Raw genomic sequence first — 25217 nt, forward strand, 5'->3', positions numbered from 1 at the left:
CCGGGGCTGGTGGGGTGTGGGCCGGGCCCTGGGGGCCCGGGCGCGCGCCCCGGGGGGCCCGGGGGGTGGGGCGGGGGCCAACCGCTGGGACCAAGGGGGCCGAACCCCGCGGCGCGGCAGGCGCCGCCTAAAATACACACCGTGGTCCTCTTCTTCGAGATCTTGCTGATCGCCGTGTCGATCCTCATCGGATGGTTCGGCCTGTACGTCTTCTACCGACTGTTCACCGAATCATGAGTGGTCTCGCGAGCGAGGGTCCGGATCCGGCCGAGCGAGCGAGCGACACCACCAACGGAGATCCGGCGGCCGGCGCGTCCGCCCGTAACGGTAACGGCCGGTCGGCCGGCGATCAGCCGCAGCTGAGTGGAGATCGGGCGGTGGCCGATGCGGCCGAGCGGGCCAAATCGACCGCCGGGCGCAATATTCCCGTTCTGCCGGATCTTCCGCTGCCCGATGATACGGCCAATCTGCGACTCGGCCCGGATCTGAATCCGGCCATGCTGGCGCTGTTGCCGATGGTCGGGGTGTGGCGCGGTGAGGGCGAGGGCAACAATCCCGAGCGCGGCGATTACCGTTTCGGCCAGGAGATCGTGGTCTCTCATGACGGTGGCGACTATCTGAGCTGGGATGCACGGTCGTGGTTCGTCGAACCCGACGGTAGTTACGGCGGCCCGGATCTGCGCGAGCGCGGGTTCTGGCGGGTCGGCGTCGAGGGTGACGACGAGGTGCTCGAACTTCTGCTCACCCACAGCACGGGCATTGTCGAGCTCTTCTACGGCACCGCGCTCACGCAGGCGTCGTGGGAACTGGCGACCGATGTGGTGATCCGCAGCCAGACCGGCGCCGTGGTGGGCGGCGCGAAACGGCTGTACGGGATCGTCGAGGGCGGCGACCTGGCGTATGTGGAAGAGCGCGTGGTGGCAGACGGACCACTCCAGCCCCGGCTCTCCGCACGTCTGCAGCGCTATATCGGCTGAATACCGAGCCCGGCAAAAGAACGACCCCCGAGCCGTATCGGCGCGGCCCCGTTATCGGGGACTCGCGGCCGATCCCGACCGGACAGATCGGGGACTCGGGGGCCGGGTGGCTGCCTGGAATTCGCTCAGCGCACATCGGGTGAACGGAATCCGTGCACAGCCGGCTACAGCGCTAGCTGACAGCCACCTCACGCGTCCTTTGAATTTCCATTCGTCGGATCACCTCCTTCCTTGTGTACCCACGAACCTAGCCGCGAGCGGTGGGGGTCGGCAACGGAATTTCGTCCACGGCGTAACGGGTACCGTTTCCGTCCGGGAAAGCAGCCCGGACCTGGCCTGATTCGTCGACGGTGATCACCAGCCCGGCGCGGTGCCCGGCCGGGAGTTGATGGGTGACGACCACCACATCGCGGTCCGGCGCGACCAGACCGCTGTCGATATCGAGCAACGCACGTAGCAGGTCGGCGCCGGTCACCGCGTCCAGATGTTCGGTGGGTTCGTCGAGGAGCAGCGCACGCGCCGGCGAGACCAGTGCCCGGGCGAGCAGCAGCCGCCGGCGTTGCCCGCCCGAGACGGCGGCGGCACCACCGACGAGCTCGGTGTGTACGCCCGCGGGCAGGCCGTCCAGCCAGTCGCCGAGCCCGACGGTACGCAGCGCTTGCTCGGCGGCCTCCGCGTCCAGGTCGCCGCGGGCCACGCGCAGGTTCTCCAGCACACTGGTGCCGAACAGATGCGCGTCCTCGGCGAAGAATCGCACCTGCTCGTCGGGATGGTCGAAAAGCCCGGCCCAGGCCATCAGCAGGGTGGTTTTCCCGGCTCCGCTGGGCCCGACCACCGCCACGCGCGCGGCCTGTGGCCGGGGCGGGATCTGCCATTGACCGTCGCCGACCCAGCCGATCACCACGCCGTCGGCGCGGCTGTCCGCGTACGGGAACGGGTGGGGGTTGCCGCCGGTACCGAACCGTTTGCGGTTATCGGCCGGCGTGGCGGCCGCGGCGGCGTAATCGGCCGGTTCCGGCGCGGCAGGGCGGTGGTCGGGTGAGACCGCACGGAGCCGGTGCAGCGCCGACCGTGCCACGGTGAGAGCCTGGGCGGCGGCCGGCAGTGCACCGGTCGCTTCGAACGCGGAAAGGGGCAGCAGGACCAGCACGGCCAAGGCCATCGGCGTCATTGCCCCGGGTGTCCCGCCCTCGGGGCCGTACAGGGTGATCCCGATCAGCAGGGCCGCGAGCACGCTGACCCCGGTGGCGAGCGGGGTGGCGGCCGCCGCCCAGGCGGTACGGCCGGCGGCGCTGTCCTCGGCCGCGAGCACCCGGTCATCGGCCGCGGCCGCGGTGGCGAGCGCGGCGTCCAGTTTCCCGGCGACCCGTAGTTCGGCGGCATGGTCGAGAACGGTGACCGCGCGCGCGGTGAATCCGGCGCGGTCGGCGCGCGCCGCGCGTTCGGCACCGGACGCGGCGCGCGCGGACAGCCAGGGCGCGACGACGCCGGAGAAGAACAGCGCTACCGCCAGCACGCCCGCGGCCGTGGGTGAGACGAAGGCCAGCCCGGCGACGGCGGCCAGCGAGAGCACCACGGCCACCGCGATGGGCACGAAGGTACGGACGACCACGGCACCGAGATCGTCGATATCGGTACCCACCCGTACCAGCACGTCACCGCGTCGCAACCGGCCCGGCACGCCGGGACCGCCGGGGGCGGTGGGTAAGGGCGCCGCATCCGGCCCGGCCCGTCCACCGGAGGTCTCGGCCGACCCGGGGAAATCGGCCGCTCCGGAAACTCGCGACCCCCCGGCCGGACCCGGGAAATGCGCCGCCGCGCTGCGGGTGAGCCATAGCGGCGCGCGGGCGAGCGCCCGGTAGACCTCGGTACGCGCCGCGGTCATCGAACGCAGTGCCACATCGTGGGTGGCGAGGCGTTCCAGGTATCGGCACAGTCCGCGCGAAATCCCCAGCGCCCGGACGGCGACCACGGCGACGGTGAGGTCCAGGACCGGCGGCATCTGCCAGGCCCGCGCGATCAGCCAGGCCGCGAGCGCCGCCAGCCCCAGCCCGCTACCCAATGCCAGCACGCCCCAGCCGACCGCGCCCGCCAGCCGCCATCGCGGGATCTCCAGCAGTTCCCACATCTGCCGGGTATCGCGCAGCAGCAACCGGACCCGGGCCCAGCGGCGCCGGGGCCAGGACATGCCGGCGGCTACGTGTGGTCGCGGGCGGCGGGTGATCGAGGTTCGGGATTTCATCGCGCTATCCGGTGGGCGGTCGACGGTACCGCGACGATCTCGTCGGCGGCGGACAGCAGGGCGGGACGGTGCGCGACCACCACCACGGTGACGCCCGTACGCGCGAGGGTGGTGAGCGCCGCCGCCACCGCGACCTCACTGTCGGGGTCCAGGTGGGCGGTCGGTTCGTCCAGCAGCAGGATCGGACGGTCGGTGGCCAGTACCCGGGTGAGCGCCAGGCGCTGGCGTTGCCCCAGGGAGAGCCCGACCCCGCCGGACCCGACCACGGTATCCCATCCGGCGGGTAGCGTTTCGAGCACGGCGTCGAAACCGGTTACGGCGCAGGCGGCATCGAGTTCGCTGAGCACCCGGGTGGCGCCGCGGCGCGGGGAGCCGGCCACGGTGGCGCCGAGGAGTTCGAGGTTCTCCCGCAGGGTGCCCGGTACCAGCACCGGACGCTGCGGCAACCAGGCCAGCCGCTGCCACCACTGCTGCGCGGGGATCTGCCGGATATCCACGCCGTCGACCAGCACGGTCCCGCCGGTGGGTTCGATCAGCCCGAGAATCGCCTGCAGGACAGTGGATTTACCGCTGCCGTTGGGTCCGGTGAGCGCGGTGACCGCGCCGGGCCGCAGGTAAGCGGACAAACCATCCGGTGCCGCGCCGTCCCTGGATTCGACCGTCAGATCACGTAATTCGATCAACTCTCCGCCGGCGGCCGGGACGGACGGCGGGCCGGACGCACTCGGTTCGTCCGGCTCCGATTCGCGGCGCGGGGATGTGACCGACGCCGAGGACACCGGGACACCGGACTTCGGCGGCGGTTCCCCTTCCCGGCCGCTCGCTTCGCGGGGTGCGTGTTGTGCTGCGGACCCCGGTTTCCCGGCGCCGGCCGGGTCGAGAACTGCGAAAGCTTTGTCGGCGGCGGCCATTCCGTCCTGGGCCGCGTGGAAGCGCTCGCCCACGGTGCGCAGTGGCAGGTAGACCTCCGGGGCGAGCACCAGCGCCACCACCCCCGCGTACAAGCCCATATCGCCGTGCACCAGGCGCATTCCGATCGCGACGGCGACCAGCGCCACCGACAGGGTCGCCAGCAGTTCCAGCACCATCGAGGAGAGGAACGCGATCCGCAGCGCGCTCATGGTGCGCCGGTGCAGTGATTCACCGAGTTCCCGCACCCGGCCACTCATACTGCGCCGATTCGGCCGCGGCGCAGGATCTCCGGTGCCCCGCTCCGCAGCCGGCCCACTCGCGTTCCGTCCATGGGGCACGAGCGGGGACCCTCCGTAGCCACGCTCCACAACACTCTCCGGATCCGGCTCGCCCATGCCGGGCTCCGGGGTCCCGGTGCCGGTTTCCCGGCCGAGCGCGCGCAGGGTCGGCATACCGGCGAAGAGGTCGAGCAACTGGTCGGACAGCCGGGTGGTGGCGTCCAGGGTGGCCCGCGCCCGGCCCTCGGTGAGCAGGCCGATGAGCACCATGAAGATCGGGATCAGCGGTAGCGTGATGAGCACGATGACCGCCGAGGTGAGATCGTGGGCGGCGATCACCACCAACACCACCGGGGGCACCAGTACGGCCAGCAGCAGGGCGGGGACGTAGCCGGTCAGGTAGGGACGTAATCCGCTGAGCCCGCTGCTCACCACGACCGCGAGTTCGGTGCGGCGCGATTCGAGTTCGCGGGGCGGCAGTTCCGCGCCCGCGGTGAGTACCGCCTGCTCCAGTTCGGCGACGACCCGCGACCCGGCGCGGTGCGCGATCCGGGCCTGCCACCAGGCCGCCACCGCGCGCACCGCGACCGCGACCGCCAGCAGGACCAGTTCCGTACCCCAGGCCCGCACTGTCCGCTGTCCGGGGTCGGTGATGACACCGGCCAGTACCTGTCCCAGCAGCACCGCGGCGGCCACGATGGCCATCGTGGTCAGTAGCGAGAGGCCGACGCTGAGCAGCAGATAGTTCCGGGCCGAGCGTGCGTACCGCCACAGGCGTGGGTCCACGGGCGGGCGGGCCATCAGAGGTCACTCCTCGGTTGCGACGCGGGGGGAAAGTCCGATTCCGGGTGGGATGTGCTCGACACTAATGCGTTTGCGGAACACCCAGTAAGTCCAGGCCTGATATCCGAGGACCACCGGGGTCACCAGCAACGCCGCCCAGCTCATCACTTTCAACGTGTACGGGGTGGACGAGGCGTTGTCGATGGTGAGGTTGAACGCGGGGTCGATGGTGGAGGGCAGCACATCCGGGAACAGCGCGCCGAACAGCAGCGCGGAGGCGGCGAGCACGGTGAGCGCGGTTCCGGCGAACGCCCAGCCGTCGCGGCCGGCGAACAGGGCGGCGGCGCCGCCGAGGAGCCCGAATACCGCCAGACCGACGAGAATCCAGGTCCAGCCGGTTCCGTAGGCGAGTTGGGTCCAGAGCCCGAAACCACCGACCGCCGCGGCCGTGGGCACCAGCAACCAGCGAGCGATTCGGACCGCGTCCGCGCGTACCTCGCCCGCGGTCTTGAGCGACAGGAACACCGCACCGTGCAAGGCGAACAGCAATCCGGTGGTGGCGGCGCCCAGCAACGCGTACGGCCCGAACAGCTCCGCGACCGCACCGGTGAATTGCTTATCTGCGTCCAGCGGTACGCCGCGCACGATATTGGCGAAAACCCAGCCCCAGGCCAGCGCCGGGACCCAGGAACCGATGCCGATTCCGAGATCGCAGCGCGCCCGCCAGCGCGGATCATCGATCTTGCCGCGGTACTCGATGGCGCAGACCCGCAGGATCAACGCCACCAGCAACAGCAGCAGCGCGAAATAGAATCCCGAGAACATGCTCGCGTACCACTCGGGAAAGGCCGCGAACAGTGCCCCACCGGCGGTGATCAGCCAGACCTCGTTACCGTCCCAGACCGGCCCGATGGTGTTCAGCACCACCCGGCGCCGCGTATCGGAGGCTTTACCGAGGATCGGCATGAGCATGCCGACGCCGAAGTCGAAGCCTTCCAAGACGAAGTACCCGGTGAAGAGCACCCCGATGAGTACGAACCAGAATTCCTGCAGTTCCATCCCCGGCTCCTAGTAGGCGAACGAAAGCTGCTCGGTGGCAGGCTTTTCCGCGGTGGGCTGGCCGTCCGGCGATTTCTCCGCCGGCCGCTCCGGTCCCTCCCGGACATACCGGCGCATCAGATAGAACCAGACGACGGCGAGCAGCCCGTAGACCACCGTGAAGGTGATCAGCGATATCCACACAGTGACGGTCGCGTGATCGGAGACACCCTGCTGCACCATGAGGCGCAGATCCTGGTCACCGGTCGGGTTGGGGACCACGACCCAGGGCTGGCGTCCCATCTCGGTGAACACCCAGCCGGCCGCGTTGGCCAGGAACGGGGTCGGGATGGCGAGCAGGCTCAGCCACGAGTACCAGCGTTGATCGGGGACGCGGCCGCGCCGGGTCATCCAGAAGCCGGCGAACACCAGCAGCGCCGAACCGGCGGCCAGACCGATCATCGCGCGGAACGACCAGTAGGTGACGAACAGGTTCGGCCGGTAATCACCGGGGCCGAACTTCTCGTTGTAGGCCTTCTGGAGGTCGACCACACCCTCCAGCTCGACCCCGGAGAACTTCCCTTCCGCGAGCCAGGGCAGCACAAAGGGTACGTCCAGCACATGGATGACGCTGTCGCAGTTGTTGTGGGTGCCGACGGTGAGGATCGAGAAATCGGGGTCGGTCTGGGTGTGGCACAGCGATTCCGCCGAGGCCATCTTCATCGGCTGTTGCTCGAACATCAGCTTGCCCTGGACATCGCCGGTGTAGACCAGCGCGACCCCGGAGATCACCGCGATCAGCAGCGATACCCGCGCCGCCGGACGCCACATGGTGCGCGCCTCGGCCAGTTTGCCCGCGTCCCCGCTGCGGGCGTTGCGGACCATCCACCAGCCGGCGATCCCGGCCACGAAGGTCGCGGCGGTGAGGAATGAGCCCGCCACCACATGGGGAAACGCGGCCAGCGCGGTGTTGTTGGTGAGTAGTTCGACGATGCTGGTGAGTTCGGCGCGACCCGTCTCCGGGTTGTAGCGAGCACCCACCGGATGCTGCATGAACGAGTTGGCCGCGATGATGAAGTACGCCGAGGCGTTGACGCCGATCGCCACCATCCAAATGGTGGCCAGGTGCACGAGTTTGGGCAGCCGGGACCAGCCGAAGATCCACAGCCCGATGAAGGTGGATTCCATGAAGAACGCCACCAGCCCCTCCAGGGCCAGCGGTGCGCCGAAGACATCGCCGACGAAGCGCGAGTACTCGCTCCAGTTCATCCCGAACTGGAATTCCTGCACGATCCCGGTGGCGACGCCGAGCGCGAAGTTGATCAGGAAGAGTTTCCCGAAGAATTTGGTGAGCCGGTACCAGTGCTCCTTACCGGTGATCACCCATGCGGTCTGCATCCCGGCGACCAGCGGCGCCAGGCCGATCGTCAAAGGGACGAACAAGAAGTGGTAGACGGTCGTGATGCCGAACTGCCATCGCGAGACATCCAGGGCATCCACACGAGCCTCCTGTTACTACAGTGTGTCGTAGTAACAGATTACGCGTTGCCACCTCCCGATCAATGTGTCCACCGACACGGCGGCCCAACGATCCGGCAACAACTATCCCCGGGCATTACCAGTCCGCGATGGTCCCGGTGCGCTCGATGCCCCGGTCCACCATCTCGATGATCTCCGCAGCCGAATCCGAAGCCGACATCCGCACCCCGTCCAGCGAATTCACCCGTGCGGCCAGCGTCACACTGCTCAGCATCCAGATACTGTCGCAATCGAAGAGATCGGCACTGAACAACGGCTCGTACCGGCAGTCGTACCCCTTGCGCTCGGCCTCGTTGTACAGCGCGCGCTGGGTGATCCCCGGCAGCACGCCGTGCTTGGCCGGCGGCGTGATCAACTGCTTGCCGCGGACGATCACCACCGTGGACCGCGGACCCTCCAGCACCCGGTGTTCGGTACTGGTGAAGATCACATCGTCGGCCCCCATCCGGGCGGCGAAGCGTAGCGCGGCCATATTCGTCGCATAGGACAGGGTTTTCGCGCCGAGCAGCTGCCAGGGCGCGGCCTGCGCAAGGTCGACCGAGATGCCTCGGGTGAGTGTCACCACCGAGACACCGTCGGTCCGGGCCGCGGTCACCCGTTCCGGGACCGCCGTAACCATGACGTAGGTCGTCGGGACCGGAACCGCTTCGGACAGCTCGCCCGAACGCACCGCCGACTTCGGACCGCCGAGCGCACCCTCCCGGCCACGGGTCAGCACCAGCCGCATAACCCCTTCTCGCTCGGCGCCCCACTCCTTGGCGGCGGTCTCCATCGCTCCGCGCCAGCGGGACAGATCGGGCTCCGGCAGATCGAGAGCCTCCGCGGAACGGCGCAGCCTGGCGAGATGAAAATCGAGCGAGCATACCCTGCCACCGCGAACCAACACCGTCTCGAAGATTCCGTCACCGCGCAGGACGCCGAGATCATCGGCATACAAAAACGGCTGGTCCGCGTCACGAACCTCGCCGTCGAGTGTTACAAGTACTCGATCCACCATGCGCACGAGCGTAGGCCAAGGCTGTGATATTTGCGCCGCCTCCAGCAGCGCGGGTTCGGTGGTGCCGCCCAGGTCGCCACTCTCGTTAAGGTCGGAAGATGGCTCGACGGACGCAAATCGACCCGGCCGAGGTGCGCTCGGCTGTTCTCGCCGTGCGCGCGTGGCTGTTCGACGACACCGCGGCGGCGCCGGCGCGGGCGGACCTCGCCGCCGCGGTGCGTGGTACCGCCCGGGCGCTGGCGGCCGCGGCGCCGGGGCATTCCGTGGAGGTCCGGGTGCCGCCGTTCGTCGCGGTGCAGTGCATAGCGGGGCCCCGGCACACCCGCGGCACTCCGCCCAATGTCGTCGAAACCGATCCGCGTACCTGGCTACTGCTGGCGACAGGGCTGCGGGACTACGACTCCGCCGTCGCCGCGGGCACGGTCGATGCCTCCGGCAGCCGGGCACCGGAGATCGCCCGCCTGCTCCCGCTGTTGCGCATACGCCCGGACGAACGGTGACCCGGAAACCGCTGGTGGGCACCCCGGCGATGCGCGCCGGCGCCGTCAGCTCCTAGAGTGGAAGCCGTGTCCGTGGTCGTCGCACCCAGCCCTGTCCTCGCTGTATCGGGAGCCGTCGCCGCCGTGCCCGGATCCCCGGACGCCGCAGTGCCCTGGCATTACGGTGATCCACTCGGCGAACAGCGCGCCGCGAGCGAGCGGTTCGCGATCGTGGACCGGTCGCACCGGTTCGTCTTCTCCATCACCGGCGCCGAGCGGCTGACCTGGCTGCACACCGTCACCAGTCAGCACATCGCCGAGCTGGCCGACGGGCACAGCGCGGAAAATCTCGACCTCGATCTCAACGGCCGGGTACAGCATCATTTCGTGCTCACCGAACTCGCGGGCACGGTGTGGATCGACACCGAAGCCGAACGCGGTCCGGCCCTGCTGGACTTCCTCACCAAAATGGTGTTCTGGGCGGACGCAAAGCCCCGTCCGGAACCGGACTACGCGGTGCTGACCCTTCTCGGGCCCCGGTCGGACAGCGCGGCAGCCGCCCTGGGCCTGGACCGGCTGCCCGAAACCTACGAGGCACTCCCCCTGCCGGGCGGCGGGTTCCTGCGCCGGATGCCGTGGCCCACCGCCGACTCCTTCGATCTGGTCATTCCCCGCGACCAGCTGATGTCCCGCTGGAACGAACTCACCGCCGCCGGCGCGCAACCGGCCGGTTCCTGGGCGTACGAGGCGTTGCGGGTCGCCGCCTGCCGCCCCCGGATCGGCGTGGACACCGACGACCGGACCATTCCGCACGAGGTGAACTGGATCGGCAGCCCCGACGAGTACGGCGCCGTCCACCTGAACAAGGGTTGCTACCGCGGCCAGGAAACCGTGGCCCGGGTGCACAATCTCGGCAAGCCACCGCGCCGCCTGGTGCTGCTGCACCTGGACGGCTCCGCCGACGAGCGGCCCGCGCCCGGCGATTCGATCACCGCGGGCGGCCGGGCGGTCGGCGTCCTCGGCACCGTGGTCGACCACTACGAACTCGGACCCATCGCACTCGCGCTGATCAAACGCAATATCCCGGCCGATACCGAACTCACCGCGGGCTCCGCGGCGGCCGCGATCGACCCCGATTCGGTGATCGCCGACGACAGCCCGCAGCCCGGCCGCCAGGCCATCGAACGGCTGCGCGGCCGCTGATCCGCCCGGTATATCGCGAGCACAACGATCCGAGAGGGACGCCGATGCGAGTTGGGGACACCGGCCGGGTGCTGGCCGTGTGCGTCGTACACGCCGAACTGACGGTTCCGGGCCGAGTCGGCCGCAGCGCGATCGACAAACGCCCGGTCACCGGCCGGATCCGGGCCGGGCGGCTCGGCCTGGACGGCGACCACGTCTGCAATACCCGCGACCACGGCGGTGTGCACCAGGCCGTCTACGGTTACGCCGACGAAGACGCGGCCGACTGGGCCGCCGAACTCGGCCGGGAGCTGCCGGTCGGCTGGTTCGGCGAGAACCTGCGGATCACCGGGCTCCCGCTCAGCGATGCCGTCATCGGCGCGCGCTGCACCGTCGGCGAGGCGGAGTTCGAGGTGAGCGCGCCGCGCGTACCGTGTGCGACCTTCGGCCATTGGGCGGGCGAACCGCAGTGGGTGCGCCGGTTCACCCACCGCGCGAATACCGGTTGCTATTTCCGGGTGCTCACCGAGGGCAGCGTGGGCGCCGGTGACCGGGTAGAGGTGGTGTACGTCCCCGAGCACGGCGTCACCGTCCGCGATGTCTTCACCGGAGCCGACCCGGCCCGGCTGGACCTGCTGCTCGCCACCGAGCCCACCGTCTGCGACCAGGTTCGGCTCCAGATCGCCCGGCACGCGAAACGCGGTAGCGCCACCGCGGCGGAGCCGGCGTGAGCGGGCCCGGCCCGGCGGCGGCAACGCAGCCGCACGGTGCGGAGCCTCCACCGCTGTCCCTGAGCATGGGCGTCGATCTCGTGGAAGTGGTGCGTTCCGGTTTCCGGGAGTGCGTGCACCGCGGGTCGGTGGTGATCGTCGGCCCCGACGGCGCACCGACGTACGAGGCAGGGTCCGTCCACGTCCCCATCTACCCGCGGTCCACCAACAAACCGCTGCAGGTACTGACCTTGCTGAAGCTCGGTTTCGACCCGGTCGACGAGGCCGAACTCGCCATTGCCGGCGCCTCGCATTTCGGCGAGCCGGAACATATCCGGCTGGTCGAACGTCTGCTGCACCGCTACGGATTCCGTGAAGACGATCTGGCCTGCCCGCCGGATCTGCCGATGGACGAGAAGACCCGGGCCGGCGTGATCCACCGCGGCGAGGGCCCCGGCAAGCGATATATGAACTGCTCCGGCAAGCACGCCGCGATGCTGGCGACGTGCGCGGTGAACGGCTGGCCCACCGCCGGTTACACCGATCCCGGCCATCCGCTACAGCAGGCCGTCACGGCCCAGGTGACCGCGCTGACCGGCGAGCCGGAAACCGACCTCGGCATCGACGGATGCGGGTTACCCATCGTCCCGGTCGCGCTGGTGAACCTGGCCCGTGCCTTCGCGGCCCTGGCCGGCGCCGAACCGGGCACACCGGAACGCCGGATCGCCGACGCGCTGCGCGCACACCCGTGGGTGATTTCCGGCACCAACGGCCCCGACCTGCTCGCCATGCGCGCCATCCCCGGGCTGCTCTGCAAAATCGGCGCCGACGGTGTGCACGCGGGCGCACTACCCGACGGCCGTGCCTTCGCCTACAAGATCGATGACGGCGCGGATCGCGCCAGAATGCCGCTGACCATGGCAGTTCTGCGGGGTATGGGGGTCGCGTGGTCGGCGGAACTGGCCGAGCTGGCCGCCCCGGCGGTACTCGGCGGAGGCCATCGAGTGGGTGTGATACGCGCCATACCCGGGGCTGTTCCCGCGGGCGATTGAGCGGCCCGATATCGGCAAACCGGGCGGTCGATCAAGCGGATAGGTAACTCGTGGAAGCGCGACGGCCGGACACGCGCTAAAGTGTCTGTCAGGAAGATATTAATTGGAACGGGGCCGCCACCAATCCCCAGGCCGCCCCGCTGTGACGCGAGGGGGTCAGCCATGGGCCGTGGCCGGGCTAAGGCAAAACAGACCAAGGTCGCTCGCGAGCTGAAGTACAGCTCGCCGACGACCGACTTGGCGAGCCTTCAGCGCGAGCTTTCCGGTAGTGACAACGCCCGGCGTGGCGGCGTCCTGTCGGATGAGCACGACGCGGACAACTTGTCCAAATGGGACGAGGATGACGACTACGACAGCTGGCGCCGCTGATCAGATACCGCTCGGGGAGGCCATAAGCCTCCCCTTCGGCCGTAAACGCCGGTTCGCGCCGTTCCCCGCCGGATAGCCGGGCGGTGGATGACGTGAACCGGCGAGGTGGCCAAGCGACATCTGCCGGCAGCACCGGCTCGCTACACGGTGAACAGGCGGCCCGTCCACGGGTCGCCGGTTCACCGCTCATTTCTGCCTCTTTCTTCCCGACTCGTGGGCAAGTTATACCCATCCCCGTCGAATTCGGTGGCATCACTCCCCGGTGTGAAACCTGCTGGCCGGCGCGCGATATGACGCCGTACCGCGTATACGGTCGGCATCCGCCGTTCGGCCCGGGGCCGAGTATGCGGGCACGGTGACCTCCGGAACCGGCAGATCTTCCGGTCGGGTATGAAATCCAGTTCGCCGACCTCGACGTCGGTGCGTCCCGAGAACACGGTCAAGGGCGCAGGTACGCCTTGTCACCGGCGCCCGGCTTCGGGCGGGCAATGGTTGTCGCGTCGGCGGTGGGTACGGCATGTGCTGCCGACCGGCCGTCATGCGCTTCGCACTCCGGCCCGGCATCAATGGTCGAGGCCCGGGGCAGACGCCTCCGAGGGAAAGCCCTGCGGGAGGCCCGCCTGCGAAATGTGGTCTCACCAGCGGGGTGCCTGCGGGCCGGCCCTCTTCCATGATCCGCGCCGCCTCGGCAGGCCGACCAACGCCTGCCGGTCGGCACAGGACCCGGACGCCTACCTCGCGCAGCAACCGAGGAACAGTCCAGCCGCGTGCACCGGCGTCCCGCCCGGTGTCGCGCGGCGATCCGGCGCCGCACGGCGACAACTCGCTGTCCCGAAGGTTCAGAAGCGCGGATGGTCGCCGAGCAGGAGCGCGCGTGGCGAATCGGCGTCCTTCGCTTTCTTCACCGAGCCGAGCGTCCAGCATTCGATATGTCGTGCCGTGAGCACCGCCAGCGCCCGGTCGACATCCTCCGGGGCCACCACCGCGACCATTCCGACGCCCATATTGAACGTCTTCTCCATCTCGGCGCGATCCACGCGGCCACGCTGCGCGATCAGTTTGAATACCGGTGCGGGGCTCCACGATCCGCGGTCCAGCTCGGCCACCAGGCCGGGCGGCAGCACCCGCGCCAGGTTCGCCGCCAGACCGCCGCCGGTGATATGCGCGAAGGTGCGGACGTCGGTTTCGGCGATGAGCGCCAGGCAATCCTTGGCGTAGATCCGGGTCGGCTCCAGCAGTTCCTCACCGAGAGTGCGGCCGAATTCCTCCACATGCCCGGTCAGTGCCATCCGGTCGATTTCCAGCAGCACCTTGCGCGCCAGGCTGTAACCGTTGGAATGCAGCCCCGAGGAACCCATGGCGATCACCACGTCACCCGGCCGCACCCGATCGGGACCGAGCAGTTCATCGGCTTCGACCACACCGACACCGGTGGCCGACAGATCGTAATCCTGGGCACCCATCATCCCGGGATGTTCGGCGGTCTCACCGCCGAGCAGGGCGCACCCGGCGCGCACACAACCCTCGGCGATACCGGAAACCAGTTCCGCGACCCGCTCCGGCACGACTTTGCCGACCGCGATGTAATCCTGCAGGAACAGCGGTTCGGCCCCGCACACCACCAGATCGTCGACGACCATCGCCACCAGATCCAGGCCCACCGTGTCGTGCTTGTCCATGGCCTGCGCCACGGCGATCTTGGTACCGACACCGTCGGTGGAGGAGGCGAGCAGCGGCTCCCGGTAGCTCTTCTTCAGCGCGAACAGTCCGGCGAAACCACCGAGTCCGCCCTGCACCTCGGGGCGGGTGGCCTTCCGCGCCAGCGGGGCGAACAACTCGACGGCCCGATCACCGGCCTCGATATCCACGCCTGCTTCGGCATAGGAGGCACCGGCGCCGGTAGCGTTCTGCTCAGTCATTGTCGGGGGAAGCTCCAAACCGAATCCGCGGATAATTGCCTGGTCTGAGTCTATGGCGCGACTCCGGCGCGCGGGGCCGCGGCCCTCCGTTTGCTTCCGCTCGGCCGGATCCTCCTACGGACGGCTGAGCGCGCTGGCGTTGGCGTTATCGGTGAGCAGGTTCGCGGGGCGGCCACCGAACTCGAGGAGATTCTTACCGATGGACGCTTCGGTGGGCAGCGGAATCGGATAGTGGCCGTCGAAGCAGGCGGCACACAACCGGGAGCTGGGCTGTTCGGTCGCCGCGATCATGCCGTCGAGCGAGATGTAGCCGAGGGTGTCGGCGCCGATGGAGCGGCGGACGCCCTCCACCATCTCGCGCATCGCGGCCGGGTCGACCGGCATACCGGCGGGGCCGTCCGGGTCGGTGCCGGAGTTGTTGGCGATGAGTTCGGCACGCGAGGCGAAGTCGATTCCGTAGAAGCACGGCCATTTCACCGGCGGCGAGGCGATGCGGACATGAATTTCCAGGGCCCCGGCTTCGCGCAGCATCCGGATCAACGCCCGCTGGGTGTTTCCGCGGACGATCGAATCGTCGACCACGATCAGCCGCTTACCGCGGATGACCTCGCGCAGCGGGTTGAGTTTCAGGCGGATGCCGAGTTGGCGGATGGTCTGGCTGGGCTGGATGAAGGTGCGGCCCACATAGGCGTTCTTCATCAGGCCCTGGCCGTAGGGCACGCCGGAACCCTGGGCGTAACCGACGGCGGCCGGCGTACCGGATTCGGGAACCGGGATCACCAGATCGGCATCGACCGGATGCTCGGCGGCCAGCCGGCGGCCGATATCGACCCTGGTCGCATGGACGGACCGGCCGGAGATGGTGCTGTCCGGACGGGCCAGGTACACGTATTCGAAAACGCAGCCCTTGGGTTCGGGGTTGGCGAACCGCAGCGACCGCACGCCGTCGGCGTCGATGGCGAGCAGTTCACCGGGTTCGATTTCGCGGACGAAGGAGGCGCCGACGATATCGAGGGCGGCGGTTTCGCTGGCGACCACCCAACCGCGCTCGAGCCGGCCGAGCACCAGCGGCCGGACGCCGTGCGGGTCGCGGGCGGCGTAGAGGGTGTGCTCGTCCATGAAGGTGAGGCAGAAGGCGCCGCGCACGGTGGGCAGCAGCGCCATGGCCGCCTGTTCGATACTCGTATCCGCGGCCGCATGGGCGAGGAGGGCGGTCATCACATCGGAGTCGGAGGTCGCCGATACGGCACCGGGGCGGCCCGGCCCGCCGACCAGACCCAGATCACGCGCCCGGTCGGCCAATTCGGCGGTGTTCACCAGGTTGCCGTTGTGACCGAGCGCGAGACCCGATCCGACGGCCGTGGTACGGAAGATCGGCTGGGCGTTCTCCCAGGTGGTGGCACCGGTCGTCGAATACCGGCAGTGCCCGATGGCGACGTGGCCGGGCATGGCGGCCAGGGTTTGCTCGTCGAAAACCTGGCTCACCAGGCCGAGATCCTTGAACACCAGTACCTGGGAACCGTCGGAGACCGCGATACCCGCTGCCTCCTGCCCGCGGTGCTGCAGCGCATACAGACCGTAGTAGGTGAGTTTGGCCACGTCCTCCCCCGGAGCCCAGACTCCGAAGACTCCGCATTCCTCGCGAGGCGGATTCTCCGTCTCCTCGGTTGCGGTGGGATTGCTGAGGGCCGATCGGTCGGCGAGGGTCACCGTGCGCTCCCTGGTCGGGCGGGTGTGGGGGCATCCGTCATTCTACGGGTGCCCGCCCCGGGGCCGGCAGCGGATCAGCAGCGCAACAGCAAGCGCGGTCGGAGCGGAAAGATTGCGCTCACGGCAATCTCGCACCGCCGCCGAGCAAATAGATTCCAGCAAACGGTCACAGCCAGTTAACTAGCCCTTCACCTGCGAAAACAGTGCACGACAGGGGTGCGCCGCAGGCAGGCCGGACCCGTCCGACGCCCCGCTTTCCGCGCTCACCGGCAGCGCTGCCCATACGGCGCCCGGGTCGTCCGGCGCAACGTGGGCGATATCACCCGGTTCAGCACCCGCCGCGCAATCCGCCTTCGCGGCTCAGCGGACCCGGCCGAGCAGGCGACCGCCCGGCGGCAGATAGCTGTCCACTTCCGCGCCGAGATCCTTGGCCGCCGTCGCCAGATCGTCCGGGGCGAGCCGCGCCGTGACGACGGTCGGATTCCCGGCCTCGGTCCGGCGATTCCACGGTGGCGAGAATTCGAGATCCAAGCCGATCCGTAGTTCCACCGCGCCGGCGACAGGCGTCGCGGTGAAGCTCAGATTGGGCTCGGTGAACGCCAGCCGGGCCGGGCCCGCCGGCGGCTCGACGGACGGCTGCGCTTCGGCCGCGATACGCCGTAGCCATTCGGCCAGCTCGACCGCATCGTCGAGTGTCAAAGCCTGCCAGCGGAACGACCAGTGGCCTTCGGGGCAGTTCGCGGTACCGGCAATTATCAGCCAGCTGTACCGGATTCGCGGATCGATATGGTCCGGAAACTGATATCCGGCAACAGAGAGCTCCACACCGTATCCGTCGCTGTCGATCAACCTCACCGGCGAAGTGTGTCACTATCGGGACGTAATCGCATAGTGGATGCCTGAGTTGTGGGCGACGGACTTTCGCGGTTCACCCTCCTGCCACGACTGCACTGCTGGATCGAGAGAGCAGAACACCACCCGCGTTCACGGCCCAGTGCAGCATCGCGGGTGTCGTGGCGCTATCCGTCCAACGCCGCACAGTGCCGAAAACGAGCCCGGCGAACCCCGTGAAGGCCACCGTGGCGATAACGCCGTCGCCCGCGGCGCGTGCCGGATGGATATGCCAGAGACCGAAGGCGGCGGCGCCGAGTACAGTGCCGGATCCGGTACCCAATTCCTTGTCCAGCAGGGGGTCCAGGGTCGCGCGGAAGATCAGTTCCTCGGTGTAGACGGTGCCCAGCGGTATATGCACCGCGGTCCACTCCACGGTGCTCACATCCGCCGCGCGATCTCCGGCACCTGCGAGCGAGCGGCGCACGGCAGGGATCGCCGACGCCGCCGCGAAACCGGTACCCACCACCGCGGCGCAGACCAGACCGGCACGAATTCCGCGCCCGGAGAACCAGTTCGGCCGGCCGCCGAAGACTACGGCGTATCCGGTGGCCGCGAGGGCGCCGGATACGGTGCGCCCACGCCGGTTCAGTGCGAGGCGCGGAAGCAGCCAGTTGTTCCACAACAAGGGCGCGACCACCGCGGCGACGACCCGGCTTCTCATTTCACCTCACGCTCATAGGCCTCGTACGCCTCGATTTCGAGCCTGATCCGTTCCGCGAGTTCGGGGTTCCAGCCCGGCGGATGGGTGACCGCGGCCCAGCCGTCCATGACCAGGCTGCCGTATCGGTGCCCGTGCCCGTCGCGGACGCCCTGTGCATTCGTCAGATCCGCGGTGACCTGCCAGAAGGTGACCAGTGGCGCCCAGCGCATCCGCGGTGATACATCCGCGCCGCGCGGTTCGGACAACCAATCCGGCCGCGTGAGGACGAGATCCGGCGACCACCAGACGATCGGGTCGGACGGGTGTTGCAGATAGGCGATCCGCGGATCCCGCCATTCGGGCCCGGGGGCGGCGAGATCGGCGGCAACGCCGGCGAATCGGATCACCAGGCCGTCGGCGTACACGGGCCGGGTTTCCGGCGACCCCGGATCACGGCGGCTGACGAACTGCTGCCACAGCCGGTTGGAATTGGGCGGCCCCACCCACAGTGCGCCGTCCACCTTCGCCCGCAGATCGGCCAGGCCGTCGAAGGCGGCTTCCGACCCCTGGGAGCCGAGACTTTCCCCGTACACCAGCAGTTTCGGCCGGTCCTCGGGTGCGCGTGTGCGGGTGTGGGCGTACACCGCGTCGAACAGTTCGCGGCCCGCGACGGCGGCCTTGCCGCGGTCGGCCAGGAAGGACAGCGCACTGGGCAGGTACGAGTACTGGGTGGCCACGATCGCGGTATCGCCGCCGTACATGTACTCGATCGAGTTGGCCGCCATGGAATTCACCCAGCCGGTGCCGGTGGTGGTGACCACGACCAGCACTTCGCGGTCGAAGGCACCGGTGCGCTCCAGTTCCGCCACGGCGAGTTCGGCCTGGGTGCGGTCGGTGCCCGCGACCGATTCGAGCCCGACGTAGGCGCGGATGGGTTCGCGGGCCGGACGGCCGGTGACCCAGGAGATCCGCTGCGCGCTCGGGCCGTGCGAGACGAACCAGCGGCCCTCGAAGCCCAGGGTGTCCCAGGCGGCGAGGGATTCCGGGCTACCGGAACGTTCCGGTAGCCGCGGCTGCACGGCGTATTCGGAGGTGTGGTCGTTGCGGACGCTGAACGCGGAGTTGGCCACCGCGAAGAACGCGCGCGTCGCCACGCCGTTGAACAGGGTGACCACCAGCAGCACCAGCACCAGCGCTCCGGCCGCGGGGGCCAGTTCGCGCGGTATCCGCACCCAGCGGTTGAGCTGCCGCGCGAGGAACAGGATCATCTCGCGCACTGTGCGATAGCCCGCGACGACCAGGACCCCGATGGTGAGACTCAAACCGCCGGTACGCAGATACGCCGGTGTGGTGGTGCCTTCCATTCCCATCAACGCGGCGATTTCGCGCTGCCAGTGCGCCGACTGCACCAGCATGTAGCCGGCGCTCAGCGCCGCACTGAGCAGGACCGCCGATTTCAGCGCGTACCTGGTCCAGGTGGGCGGGCGGGGAATCCGGGTGAGCCGCGGCCGGATCCACAACCGGAAGAGCCATTCCAGCAGGCAGCCCACCCCGTAGCCGATGGCCGCGTTGATACCGCTGATCAGACCCTGGAACATCCAGTCGCGCGGGAGCAGCGACGGTGTGACCGACAGCGCGAAGAACACCGTCGCGACCACCAGGCCCACATAGTTCAGGTCGATGATCCGCTCGGTGCGCTCGACCGCCGCGATACAGCGCGACCGCAATCTGGTCACAGTGTCCGCGGTCTCCAGCACCCATCCAGTATGGCGGGCGGAACCGACACCGGCGGGTGGCTCGGGTCACCACCGGCGTGGCACGCCCGCCCCGGGATCAGGCGTGGCCGCCGAAAAGGGCGGGCAGTGTGCCCTCGTGCGCGGCGCGCAGCTCGGCCATGGTCACCGAGAACTGCCCCTGCACCTCGATCGAATCCGAACCCTGGTCCACCACACCGATCCGCACCCACGGCAGTTCACGCGCGGTGCACATCCGGGTGAACCGGGTCTCCTCCGACCGCGGCACCGCGACCAGCACCCGGCCCGCGGATTCGGAGAACAGCATGACGAACGGGTCGGCGTCCTCGGGCAGCAGCACCCGGCAGCCGGTTTCGCCGGCCAGCGCAGCCTCGACGACGGCCTGAGCCAGGCCGCCCTCGGACAGATCGTGGGCGGCGCTGATCATGCCGTCGCGGGAACCGGCCGTCAGCACCTCGGCCAGCAGTTTCTCGCGCGCCAGGTCGACCTGCGGCGGCAGCCCGCCGAGATGGCCGTGCGCGACCTGCGCCCACACCGAACCGCCGAATTCGTCACGGGTATCGCCCAGCAGGATGAGGGTCTCCCCCGGTTCCAGGCCGAGGCCGGTCGGGATGCGGCGGTGCACATCGTCGATCACGCCGAGCACGCCGACGACCGGGGTCGGCAGGATGGCGTTCTCCCCCGTCTGGTTGTAGAAGCTCACGTTGCCACCGGTGACCGGGATACCGAGTTCCACACAGCCGTCGGCGAGACCGCGGACGGCCTGCTGGAACTGCCACATCACAGCGGGATCCTCCGGGGACCCGAAGTTGAGGCAGTTGGTGACGGCCTTGGGAGTCGCGCCGGTGGTGGCGACATTGCGGTACGCCTCCGCCAGCGCCAGCCGCGCCCCGGTGTAGGGGTCGAGCTTGGTGTAGTGGCCGTTGGCGTCGGTGGCCAGCGCGATACCGCGGTTGGTTTCCTCGTCCACCCGGATCATGCCGGCGTCGGCGTATTCGGCGAGAACGGTGTTACCGCGCACGTAGCGGTCGTACTGTTCGGTGATCCAGCGGCGGCTGCACAGCTGCGGGCTGGACACCATCTTCAGCAGGGTGTCGCGCAGTTCCTCGGCGGTTTTCGGCCGGGGGAGGTTGTCGGGGGTGTCGGCGTTGAGCGCGTCCTGGGTGGCCGGGCGCTGGACGGGGCGCTCGTACACCGGGCCCTCGTGGGCCACGGTGCGTGGCGGAACGTCCAGCACGGTTTCCCCGTGCCAGGTGATCTCGAGCCGTTCACCGTCGGTGACCTCACCGATCACGGTGGCGAGCACATCCCATTTGGCACACACCGCCAGGAACGCCTCGACGTTCTCCGGTGTGACGACCGCGCACATCCGTTCCTGCGATTCGCTGGAAAGAATCTCGGCCGGAGTCATATCGGCGGCCCGCAGCGGTACCCGGTCGAGCTCGATCCGCATGCCGCCGTCACCGGCAGCGGCCAGCTCGGAGGTAGCACAGGCCAGTCCGGCGCCGCCGAGATCCTGGATACCCACGACCAGCCCGGCGTGATACAGCTCGAGACAGCATTCGATGAGCACCTTCTCGGTGAACGGGTCGCCCACCTGTACGCTCGGCAGCTTCTTGCGGCCGGCGCCGGATTCGTCGCCGGAGAAGGTGTCCGAGGCGAGCACCGAGACGCCGCCGATGCCGTCGAGACCGGTCCGCGCACCGAACAGAATGATCTTGTTCCCGGCGCCGGAGGCGAACGCCAGATGCAGATCCTCCACCCGCATGACACCGGCACACAGCGCGTTCACCAGTGGATTTCCCTGGTAGGAGGCATCGAAGACGGTTTCCCCGCCGATATTCGGCAGGCCCAGCGAATTGCCGTAACCGCCGATACCGCGCACCACCCCGTCGACGACCCGGCGGGTATCCGCCGCATCCGCGGCGCCGAACCGCAGCTGATCCATGACCGCGATCGGCCGCGCACCCATCGCCATGATGTCGCGGACGATCCCGCCGACACCCGTGGCCGCACCCTGATACGGCTCGACATAGGACGGATGGTTGTGACTCTCCACCTTGAAGGTGACCGCCCAGCCGTCACCGATGTCGACCACACCCGCGTTCTCGCCGATACCCGCGAGCATCGAGGCGCGCATCTCGTCCGTGGTGGTCTCCCCGAAATAGCGCAGATGCACCTTCGAGGATTTGTAGGAGCAGTGCTCGCTCCACATCACCGAGTACATGGCCAGTTCGGCGTCGGTGGGCCGGCGGCCCAGAATGTCCCGGATCCGGGCGTATTCGTCGTCCCTGAGACCGAGCTCGGCGTACGGCTGCGGCGTATCCGGGGTTGCGGCGGCGGTGGCGACGGTATCGACCTGCGCTGTCACGGGATTACCAGGATCCTTTCGTAGGTGGGCGCGCCGGCGCGCGCGGGCTCCGGTCCCGGTCGCGTACTCGCCCATCCCACGGCTGCGTTTCGTGTCGACGCCGCGGGATATCGGGTGCACGGGTGGGGCCGGAACACGAGGCCTCGACGGCGGGGCCCCGACAGGTTTGATCCAGCACAAATCTTACGTTCACCTGCGCCGCGCACGCCCCCGGCCCCGTCGCCGGCATCGATCCGCGGCAGCCGAGACTAGTCCGCGGGAGTCAGGAAGGCAGCCAAGGCGGCGGCGTATGCGGTGATATCGGCGGCGCCCATCATTTCCCGGGCCGAATGCATCGCCAGCTGCGGTGCGCCGACGTCCACGGTCGGCATACCGGTGCGGGCGGCGGTCATCGGTCCGATGGTCGACCCACACGGCAGATCGGCCCGATGGACATACCGCTGCATCGGCACACCCGCCTGTGCGCAGGCCAGCGCGAACGCCCCCGCACCGGTCGCGTCGGTGGCATACCGGAGATTCTGGTTGACCTTCAACACCGGACCACCGTTGACGGCGATACCGTGCGAAGGTTCGTGCCGCTCCGGATAGTTCGGGTGGGTGGCGTGCGCCATATCGCCGGACGCACAGACCGACCCCGCCATCGCGGCCAGGAAATCGGCGCGGCCGCCGCCGCGGGCCAGCACGATGCGCTCCAGCACCGTGGGCAGCAGTTCGGACTGGGCGCCGCGATCGGATTGGCTGCCGACCTCTTCGTGGTCGAAAACAGCCAGCACCGGAACCGCCGCGCCCGGGTTGTCCACCGCCGTCCGGAAAGCCTCGAGACCCGCGTAGCAGGTGCCCTGGTTGTCCAGGCGCGGCGCGCTGATCAGGTCCTGGCCGGCGCCGATCACCCGGCTCGCGGCCAGATCGTGGGTCATCAGTTCCCATCCGAGCACCGCCGCCGGGTCCACCCCCGCGGTCTCGGCGACAAAGTCCAGGAAGGACGCGGGTTCGCTGCCCACACCCCAGATCGCGTTCACATGCCGCTGCGGGTCCAGCGTGACCCCGCGCCGGTCCTCGGAGAGGTGGATGGCCAGCTGCGGCACCCGCAGGATCGGCTCGTCGATCCGCACCAGCCGCTCGGCCAGCCCGTTCCCCTCCCGCACGCTCAACCGCCCGGAAAGTCCCAGTTCCCGGTCCAGCCACGAGTTCAGCCAGGCCCCGCCGTACGGCTCCAGCCGCACCAGCTGCCACCCGGCGACGGCCAGATCGGGATGCTGTTTGACCCGCAGGTTGGGGCTGTCGGTATGCGCGCCGACAACTCGGAACGGCCCGGTCTGCTCCGGATCGGCCCAGGCTACGAGTGACCCACCCCGTACGACGTAATACCTGCCACCTGCTGTGGGCCAGGACTGCGTCTCGTCGAGACGAACGAACCCGTTCCGATCCAGATCCTCGGCAATGGTTCGGCAGACGTGAAATGGCGAAGGAGAAGCATCGATGAAGGCGCACAGCCCGGCGGCCGAAGCCGCGGTAGCAGAACTCGGCATACGAGTGACTTTATGCGGGTAGCAGAAGGAGCCGTCAGACCACCACCAGGCGCACGGCAGGATCGAGTGCGGTCAAGTCGTCCGGATCGGCGGTGACCACCCGGTCGGCCCGCAGGACTCGGGCGGCAACGATCACGTGCGCGTCCACCACGTCGGCGGTACCGCTCGCGGCGAGCACCGCACCGACTGCTGTGGCGGCGGTCTCGTCGAGCGCGATGGTGGTCACAGTATCTGTTTTCAACAACCGCCGAATCGGGTGCTGACGGGGATCATTGCGCCACGCCTGCGCCAGCACTGTCGCCGGGACGACGATCCGGGTTCTCCGGCGGACGGCTTCGGCGAGCAGCCCGACGGCCCGTGGCTTGCCTTTCTCGAGCCCGGTCAAGGCACCGGTATCGAGAACGATCACGCGGCACCACCGAGGGCGTCGGTGTGCTCGGCATCGATCTCATCGAACACACCGGCCGCCCATTCACGATCGGCATGGGTGACCCCCGCCTCGACGGCGAGTTCGGCGAGGATTTCCGCAGCAGCGGCCCAGTCGGGTTCGCGGCGAGCGAGCTCGGCGAACCACGCGGACACCGAGGAAGCATTGCCGGATTCGACAGCGCGGGCGGCCTTTTCGGCGATCTCGTCAGGAATACTGATCGTGATCTTCTTCATGAGGCCAGTCTACCAGTTGGTATTACCGAGTCATACCGACGCGCGGTGCAGCGACGCCTCGCGTTCCGAAACTGTCAGGAGGCAACCAACGCGTCCAGGGCCGACAGGAACAATCCCAGCCCGTCGTCGCTCGGACCCGTGAGCGCCTCGGTGGCGTGTTCGGGGTGCGGCATGAGCCCGACCACGCGTTTGTTCGCCGAGGCGATACCCGCGATCGCGCGCTGGGAGCCGTTGGGGTTGTCGCCCTCGTAGCGGAAGACCACCCGGCCCTCGCCCTCGAGTTCGTCTAGTACCGACTGCGAGGCCTGGTAGCGGCCCTCCCCCGATTTCAGCGGGACGAGGATCTGCGCGCCGGGTTCGTAGCGGGAGGTCCAGGCGGTATCGGTGGCCTCGACCCGCAGCCACTGGTCGCGGCAGATGAAATGCAGGCCCTCGTTGCGGGTGAGCGCCCCGGGCAGCAGACCGGCCTCACAGAGCACCTGGAAACCGTTGCAGATGCCGAGCACCGGCATCCCGTTACCGGCCGCCTCGATCACGGTGCCCATCACGGGGGCGAACCGGGCGATCGCGCCGCAGCGCAGGTAGTCACCGTAGGAGAAGCCGCCGGGGACCACGACCGCGTCCACGCCCTTGAGGTCGGCATCGGCGTGCCAGAGGTTCACCGCGTCGGCGCCGGCCAGCCGGACGGCGCGGACGGCGTCCACATCGTCGAGCGTGCCGGGGAAGGTGATGACCCCGATCCGGGCGGTCACGAGACGCGCACCACCTTCCAGTCCTCGATCACGGTGTTGGCCAGCAGCGATTCGGCGATCGCCGCGAGCTGGTCGTCGCTCATATCGTCGCCGACCTCGAGTTCGAACCGTTTGCCCTGCCGGACATCGGTGACACCTTCGAATCCCAGGCGCGGTAGCGCGCCGGCTATGGCCTGCCCCTGGGGATCCAGGATCTCGGCCTTCGGCATCACCTCGACCACGACACGTGCCACGGGTTGCTCCTCACGAAAAGGGGTGAGCTGCGCCCGGCGCAGCTGCGGGCCGGAACGCTGATGGGGTTACCTGAGCAGCCTAATTGCCGGTCGGCGAGGCGGTCACGGCGGGTGACGTACGGGCAGGCGGCGGCAGCCCCGAATCCGGCACGAACCTTTTTATGGACTATTTGTCCATTTCTCCGTATCGTCAC

22 protein-coding genes are annotated in these 25217 nt (G+C 68.9%); 6 read left to right on the plus strand and 16 right to left on the minus strand.

Annotation, left to right across the window (positions count from 1 at the left end; all coding sequences use genetic code 11):
* The first annotated feature begins 233 nt into the window (after window positions 1–233).
* Window positions 234–977, plus strand: a complete 744-nt coding sequence (locus tag QH276_RS11045) for an FABP family protein (protein ID WP_280402350.1) — start codon at window positions 234–236, stop codon at window positions 975–977.
* 247 nt (window positions 978–1224) lie between these two features.
* Here QH276_RS11045 and cydC read toward each other — a convergent pair whose 3' ends face one another.
* The 5 genes from cydC to QH276_RS11070 form a co-directional block, all read right to left on the minus strand.
* Complete coding sequence (gene cydC / locus QH276_RS11050) at window positions 1225–3105, minus strand: thiol reductant ABC exporter subunit CydC (protein WP_280402379.1); 1881 nt, start codon at window positions 3103–3105, stop codon at window positions 1225–1227.
* Window positions 3106–3215: 110 nt separating this feature from the next.
* A complete protein-coding gene (locus QH276_RS11055) occupies window positions 3216–5210 on the minus strand; it encodes an ABC transporter ATP-binding protein/permease (protein ID WP_280402351.1) in 1995 nt (664 codons plus the stop codon).
* A 6-nt stretch (window positions 5211–5216) separates the two neighbouring features.
* Complete coding sequence (cydB, locus tag QH276_RS11060; protein ID WP_280402352.1) at window positions 5217–6251, minus strand: cytochrome d ubiquinol oxidase subunit II; 1035 nt, start codon at window positions 6249–6251, stop codon at window positions 5217–5219.
* Window positions 6252–6260: 9 nt separating this feature from the next.
* Window positions 6261–7730 carry a cytochrome ubiquinol oxidase subunit I gene (locus tag QH276_RS11065; protein WP_280402353.1) on the minus strand — a complete coding sequence of 490 codons (1470 nt, stop codon included), beginning with the start codon at window positions 7728–7730 and terminating at the stop codon, window positions 6261–6263.
* Window positions 7731–7845: 115 nt separating this feature from the next.
* Window positions 7846–8766, minus strand: a complete 921-nt coding sequence (locus QH276_RS11070; protein ID WP_280402354.1) for an aminodeoxychorismate lyase — start codon at window positions 8764–8766, stop codon at window positions 7846–7848.
* Between the two features lie 98 nt (window positions 8767–8864).
* Between QH276_RS11070 and QH276_RS11075 the strand changes: the two genes are divergently transcribed.
* From QH276_RS11075 to QH276_RS11095, 5 genes are all read left to right on the plus strand, one after another.
* A complete protein-coding gene (locus QH276_RS11075) occupies window positions 8865–9266 on the plus strand; it encodes a sterol carrier family protein (RefSeq protein WP_280402355.1) in 402 nt (133 codons plus the stop codon).
* 66 nt (window positions 9267–9332) lie between these two features.
* Window positions 9333–10448 (plus strand): YgfZ/GcvT domain-containing protein, encoded by a 1116-nt coding sequence (locus QH276_RS11080; protein WP_280402356.1) that lies wholly within the window; start codon window positions 9333–9335, stop codon window positions 10446–10448.
* Between the two features lie 44 nt (window positions 10449–10492).
* Window positions 10493–11158 (plus strand): MOSC domain-containing protein, encoded by a 666-nt coding sequence (locus QH276_RS11085; RefSeq protein ID WP_280402357.1) that lies wholly within the window; start codon window positions 10493–10495, stop codon window positions 11156–11158.
* 65 nt (window positions 11159–11223) lie between these two features.
* On the plus strand, window positions 11224–12189 hold the full coding sequence (locus QH276_RS11090) for an asparaginase (protein ID WP_280402380.1): 966 nt from the start codon (window positions 11224–11226) through the stop codon (window positions 12187–12189).
* 162 nt (window positions 12190–12351) lie between these two features.
* Window positions 12352–12558: a DUF3073 domain-containing protein gene (locus QH276_RS11095; protein WP_280402358.1), complete on the plus strand. Its 207-nt coding sequence runs from the start codon at window positions 12352–12354 to the stop codon at window positions 12556–12558.
* Window positions 12559–13397: 839 nt separating this feature from the next.
* Here the strand turns inward: QH276_RS11095 and purM are convergent.
* From purM to purS, 11 genes are all read right to left on the minus strand, one after another.
* Window positions 13398–14477, minus strand: a complete 1080-nt coding sequence (purM, locus tag QH276_RS11100) for a phosphoribosylformylglycinamidine cyclo-ligase (protein ID WP_280402359.1) — start codon at window positions 14475–14477, stop codon at window positions 13398–13400.
* A 114-nt stretch (window positions 14478–14591) separates the two neighbouring features.
* A complete protein-coding gene (gene purF, locus QH276_RS11105; RefSeq protein WP_280402360.1) occupies window positions 14592–16187 on the minus strand; it encodes an amidophosphoribosyltransferase in 1596 nt (531 codons plus the stop codon).
* 360 nt (window positions 16188–16547) lie between these two features.
* Window positions 16548–17042, minus strand: a complete 495-nt coding sequence (locus QH276_RS11110) for a WapI family immunity protein (RefSeq protein WP_280402361.1) — start codon at window positions 17040–17042, stop codon at window positions 16548–16550.
* Window positions 17043–17115: 73 nt separating this feature from the next.
* Window positions 17116–17742: a CPBP family intramembrane glutamic endopeptidase gene (locus QH276_RS11115; protein WP_280402362.1), complete on the minus strand. Its 627-nt coding sequence runs from the start codon at window positions 17740–17742 to the stop codon at window positions 17116–17118.
* Window positions 17739–19478, minus strand: a complete 1740-nt coding sequence (locus tag QH276_RS11120) for an alpha/beta hydrolase (RefSeq protein WP_280402363.1) — start codon at window positions 19476–19478, stop codon at window positions 17739–17741. The genes QH276_RS11115 and QH276_RS11120 overlap by 4 nt, the downstream gene beginning before the upstream one ends.
* 76 nt (window positions 19479–19554) lie before the next feature.
* Window positions 19555–21846, minus strand: coding sequence for a phosphoribosylformylglycinamidine synthase subunit PurL (gene purL / locus QH276_RS11125; RefSeq protein WP_280402364.1), 2292 nt, complete (start codon window positions 21844–21846; stop codon window positions 19555–19557).
* Window positions 21847–22094: 248 nt separating this feature from the next.
* Window positions 22095–23375, minus strand: coding sequence for a M18 family aminopeptidase (locus QH276_RS11130; RefSeq protein ID WP_280402365.1), 1281 nt, complete (start codon window positions 23373–23375; stop codon window positions 22095–22097).
* A 34-nt stretch (window positions 23376–23409) separates the two neighbouring features.
* Window positions 23410–23784, minus strand: a complete 375-nt coding sequence (locus QH276_RS11135; protein WP_280402366.1) for a PIN domain-containing protein — start codon at window positions 23782–23784, stop codon at window positions 23410–23412.
* Window positions 23781–24038 (minus strand): hypothetical protein, encoded by a 258-nt coding sequence (locus QH276_RS11140; protein WP_280402367.1) that lies wholly within the window; start codon window positions 24036–24038, stop codon window positions 23781–23783. The genes QH276_RS11135 and QH276_RS11140 overlap by 4 nt, the downstream gene beginning before the upstream one ends.
* A gap of 74 nt (window positions 24039–24112) precedes the next feature.
* A complete protein-coding gene (purQ, locus tag QH276_RS11145; RefSeq protein ID WP_280402368.1) occupies window positions 24113–24790 on the minus strand; it encodes a phosphoribosylformylglycinamidine synthase subunit PurQ in 678 nt (225 codons plus the stop codon).
* On the minus strand, window positions 24787–25023 hold the full coding sequence (gene purS, locus QH276_RS11150) for a phosphoribosylformylglycinamidine synthase subunit PurS (protein WP_280402369.1): 237 nt from the start codon (window positions 25021–25023) through the stop codon (window positions 24787–24789). Before purS ends, purQ begins: the two co-directional genes overlap by 4 nt.
* Window positions 25024–25217 lie beyond the last annotated feature (194 nt).

It is taken from the genome of Nocardia carnea (genome assembly GCF_029869215.1).
GTDB classification, from domain to species: Bacteria; Actinomycetota; Actinomycetes; order Mycobacteriales; family Mycobacteriaceae; genus Nocardia; species Nocardia carnea_B.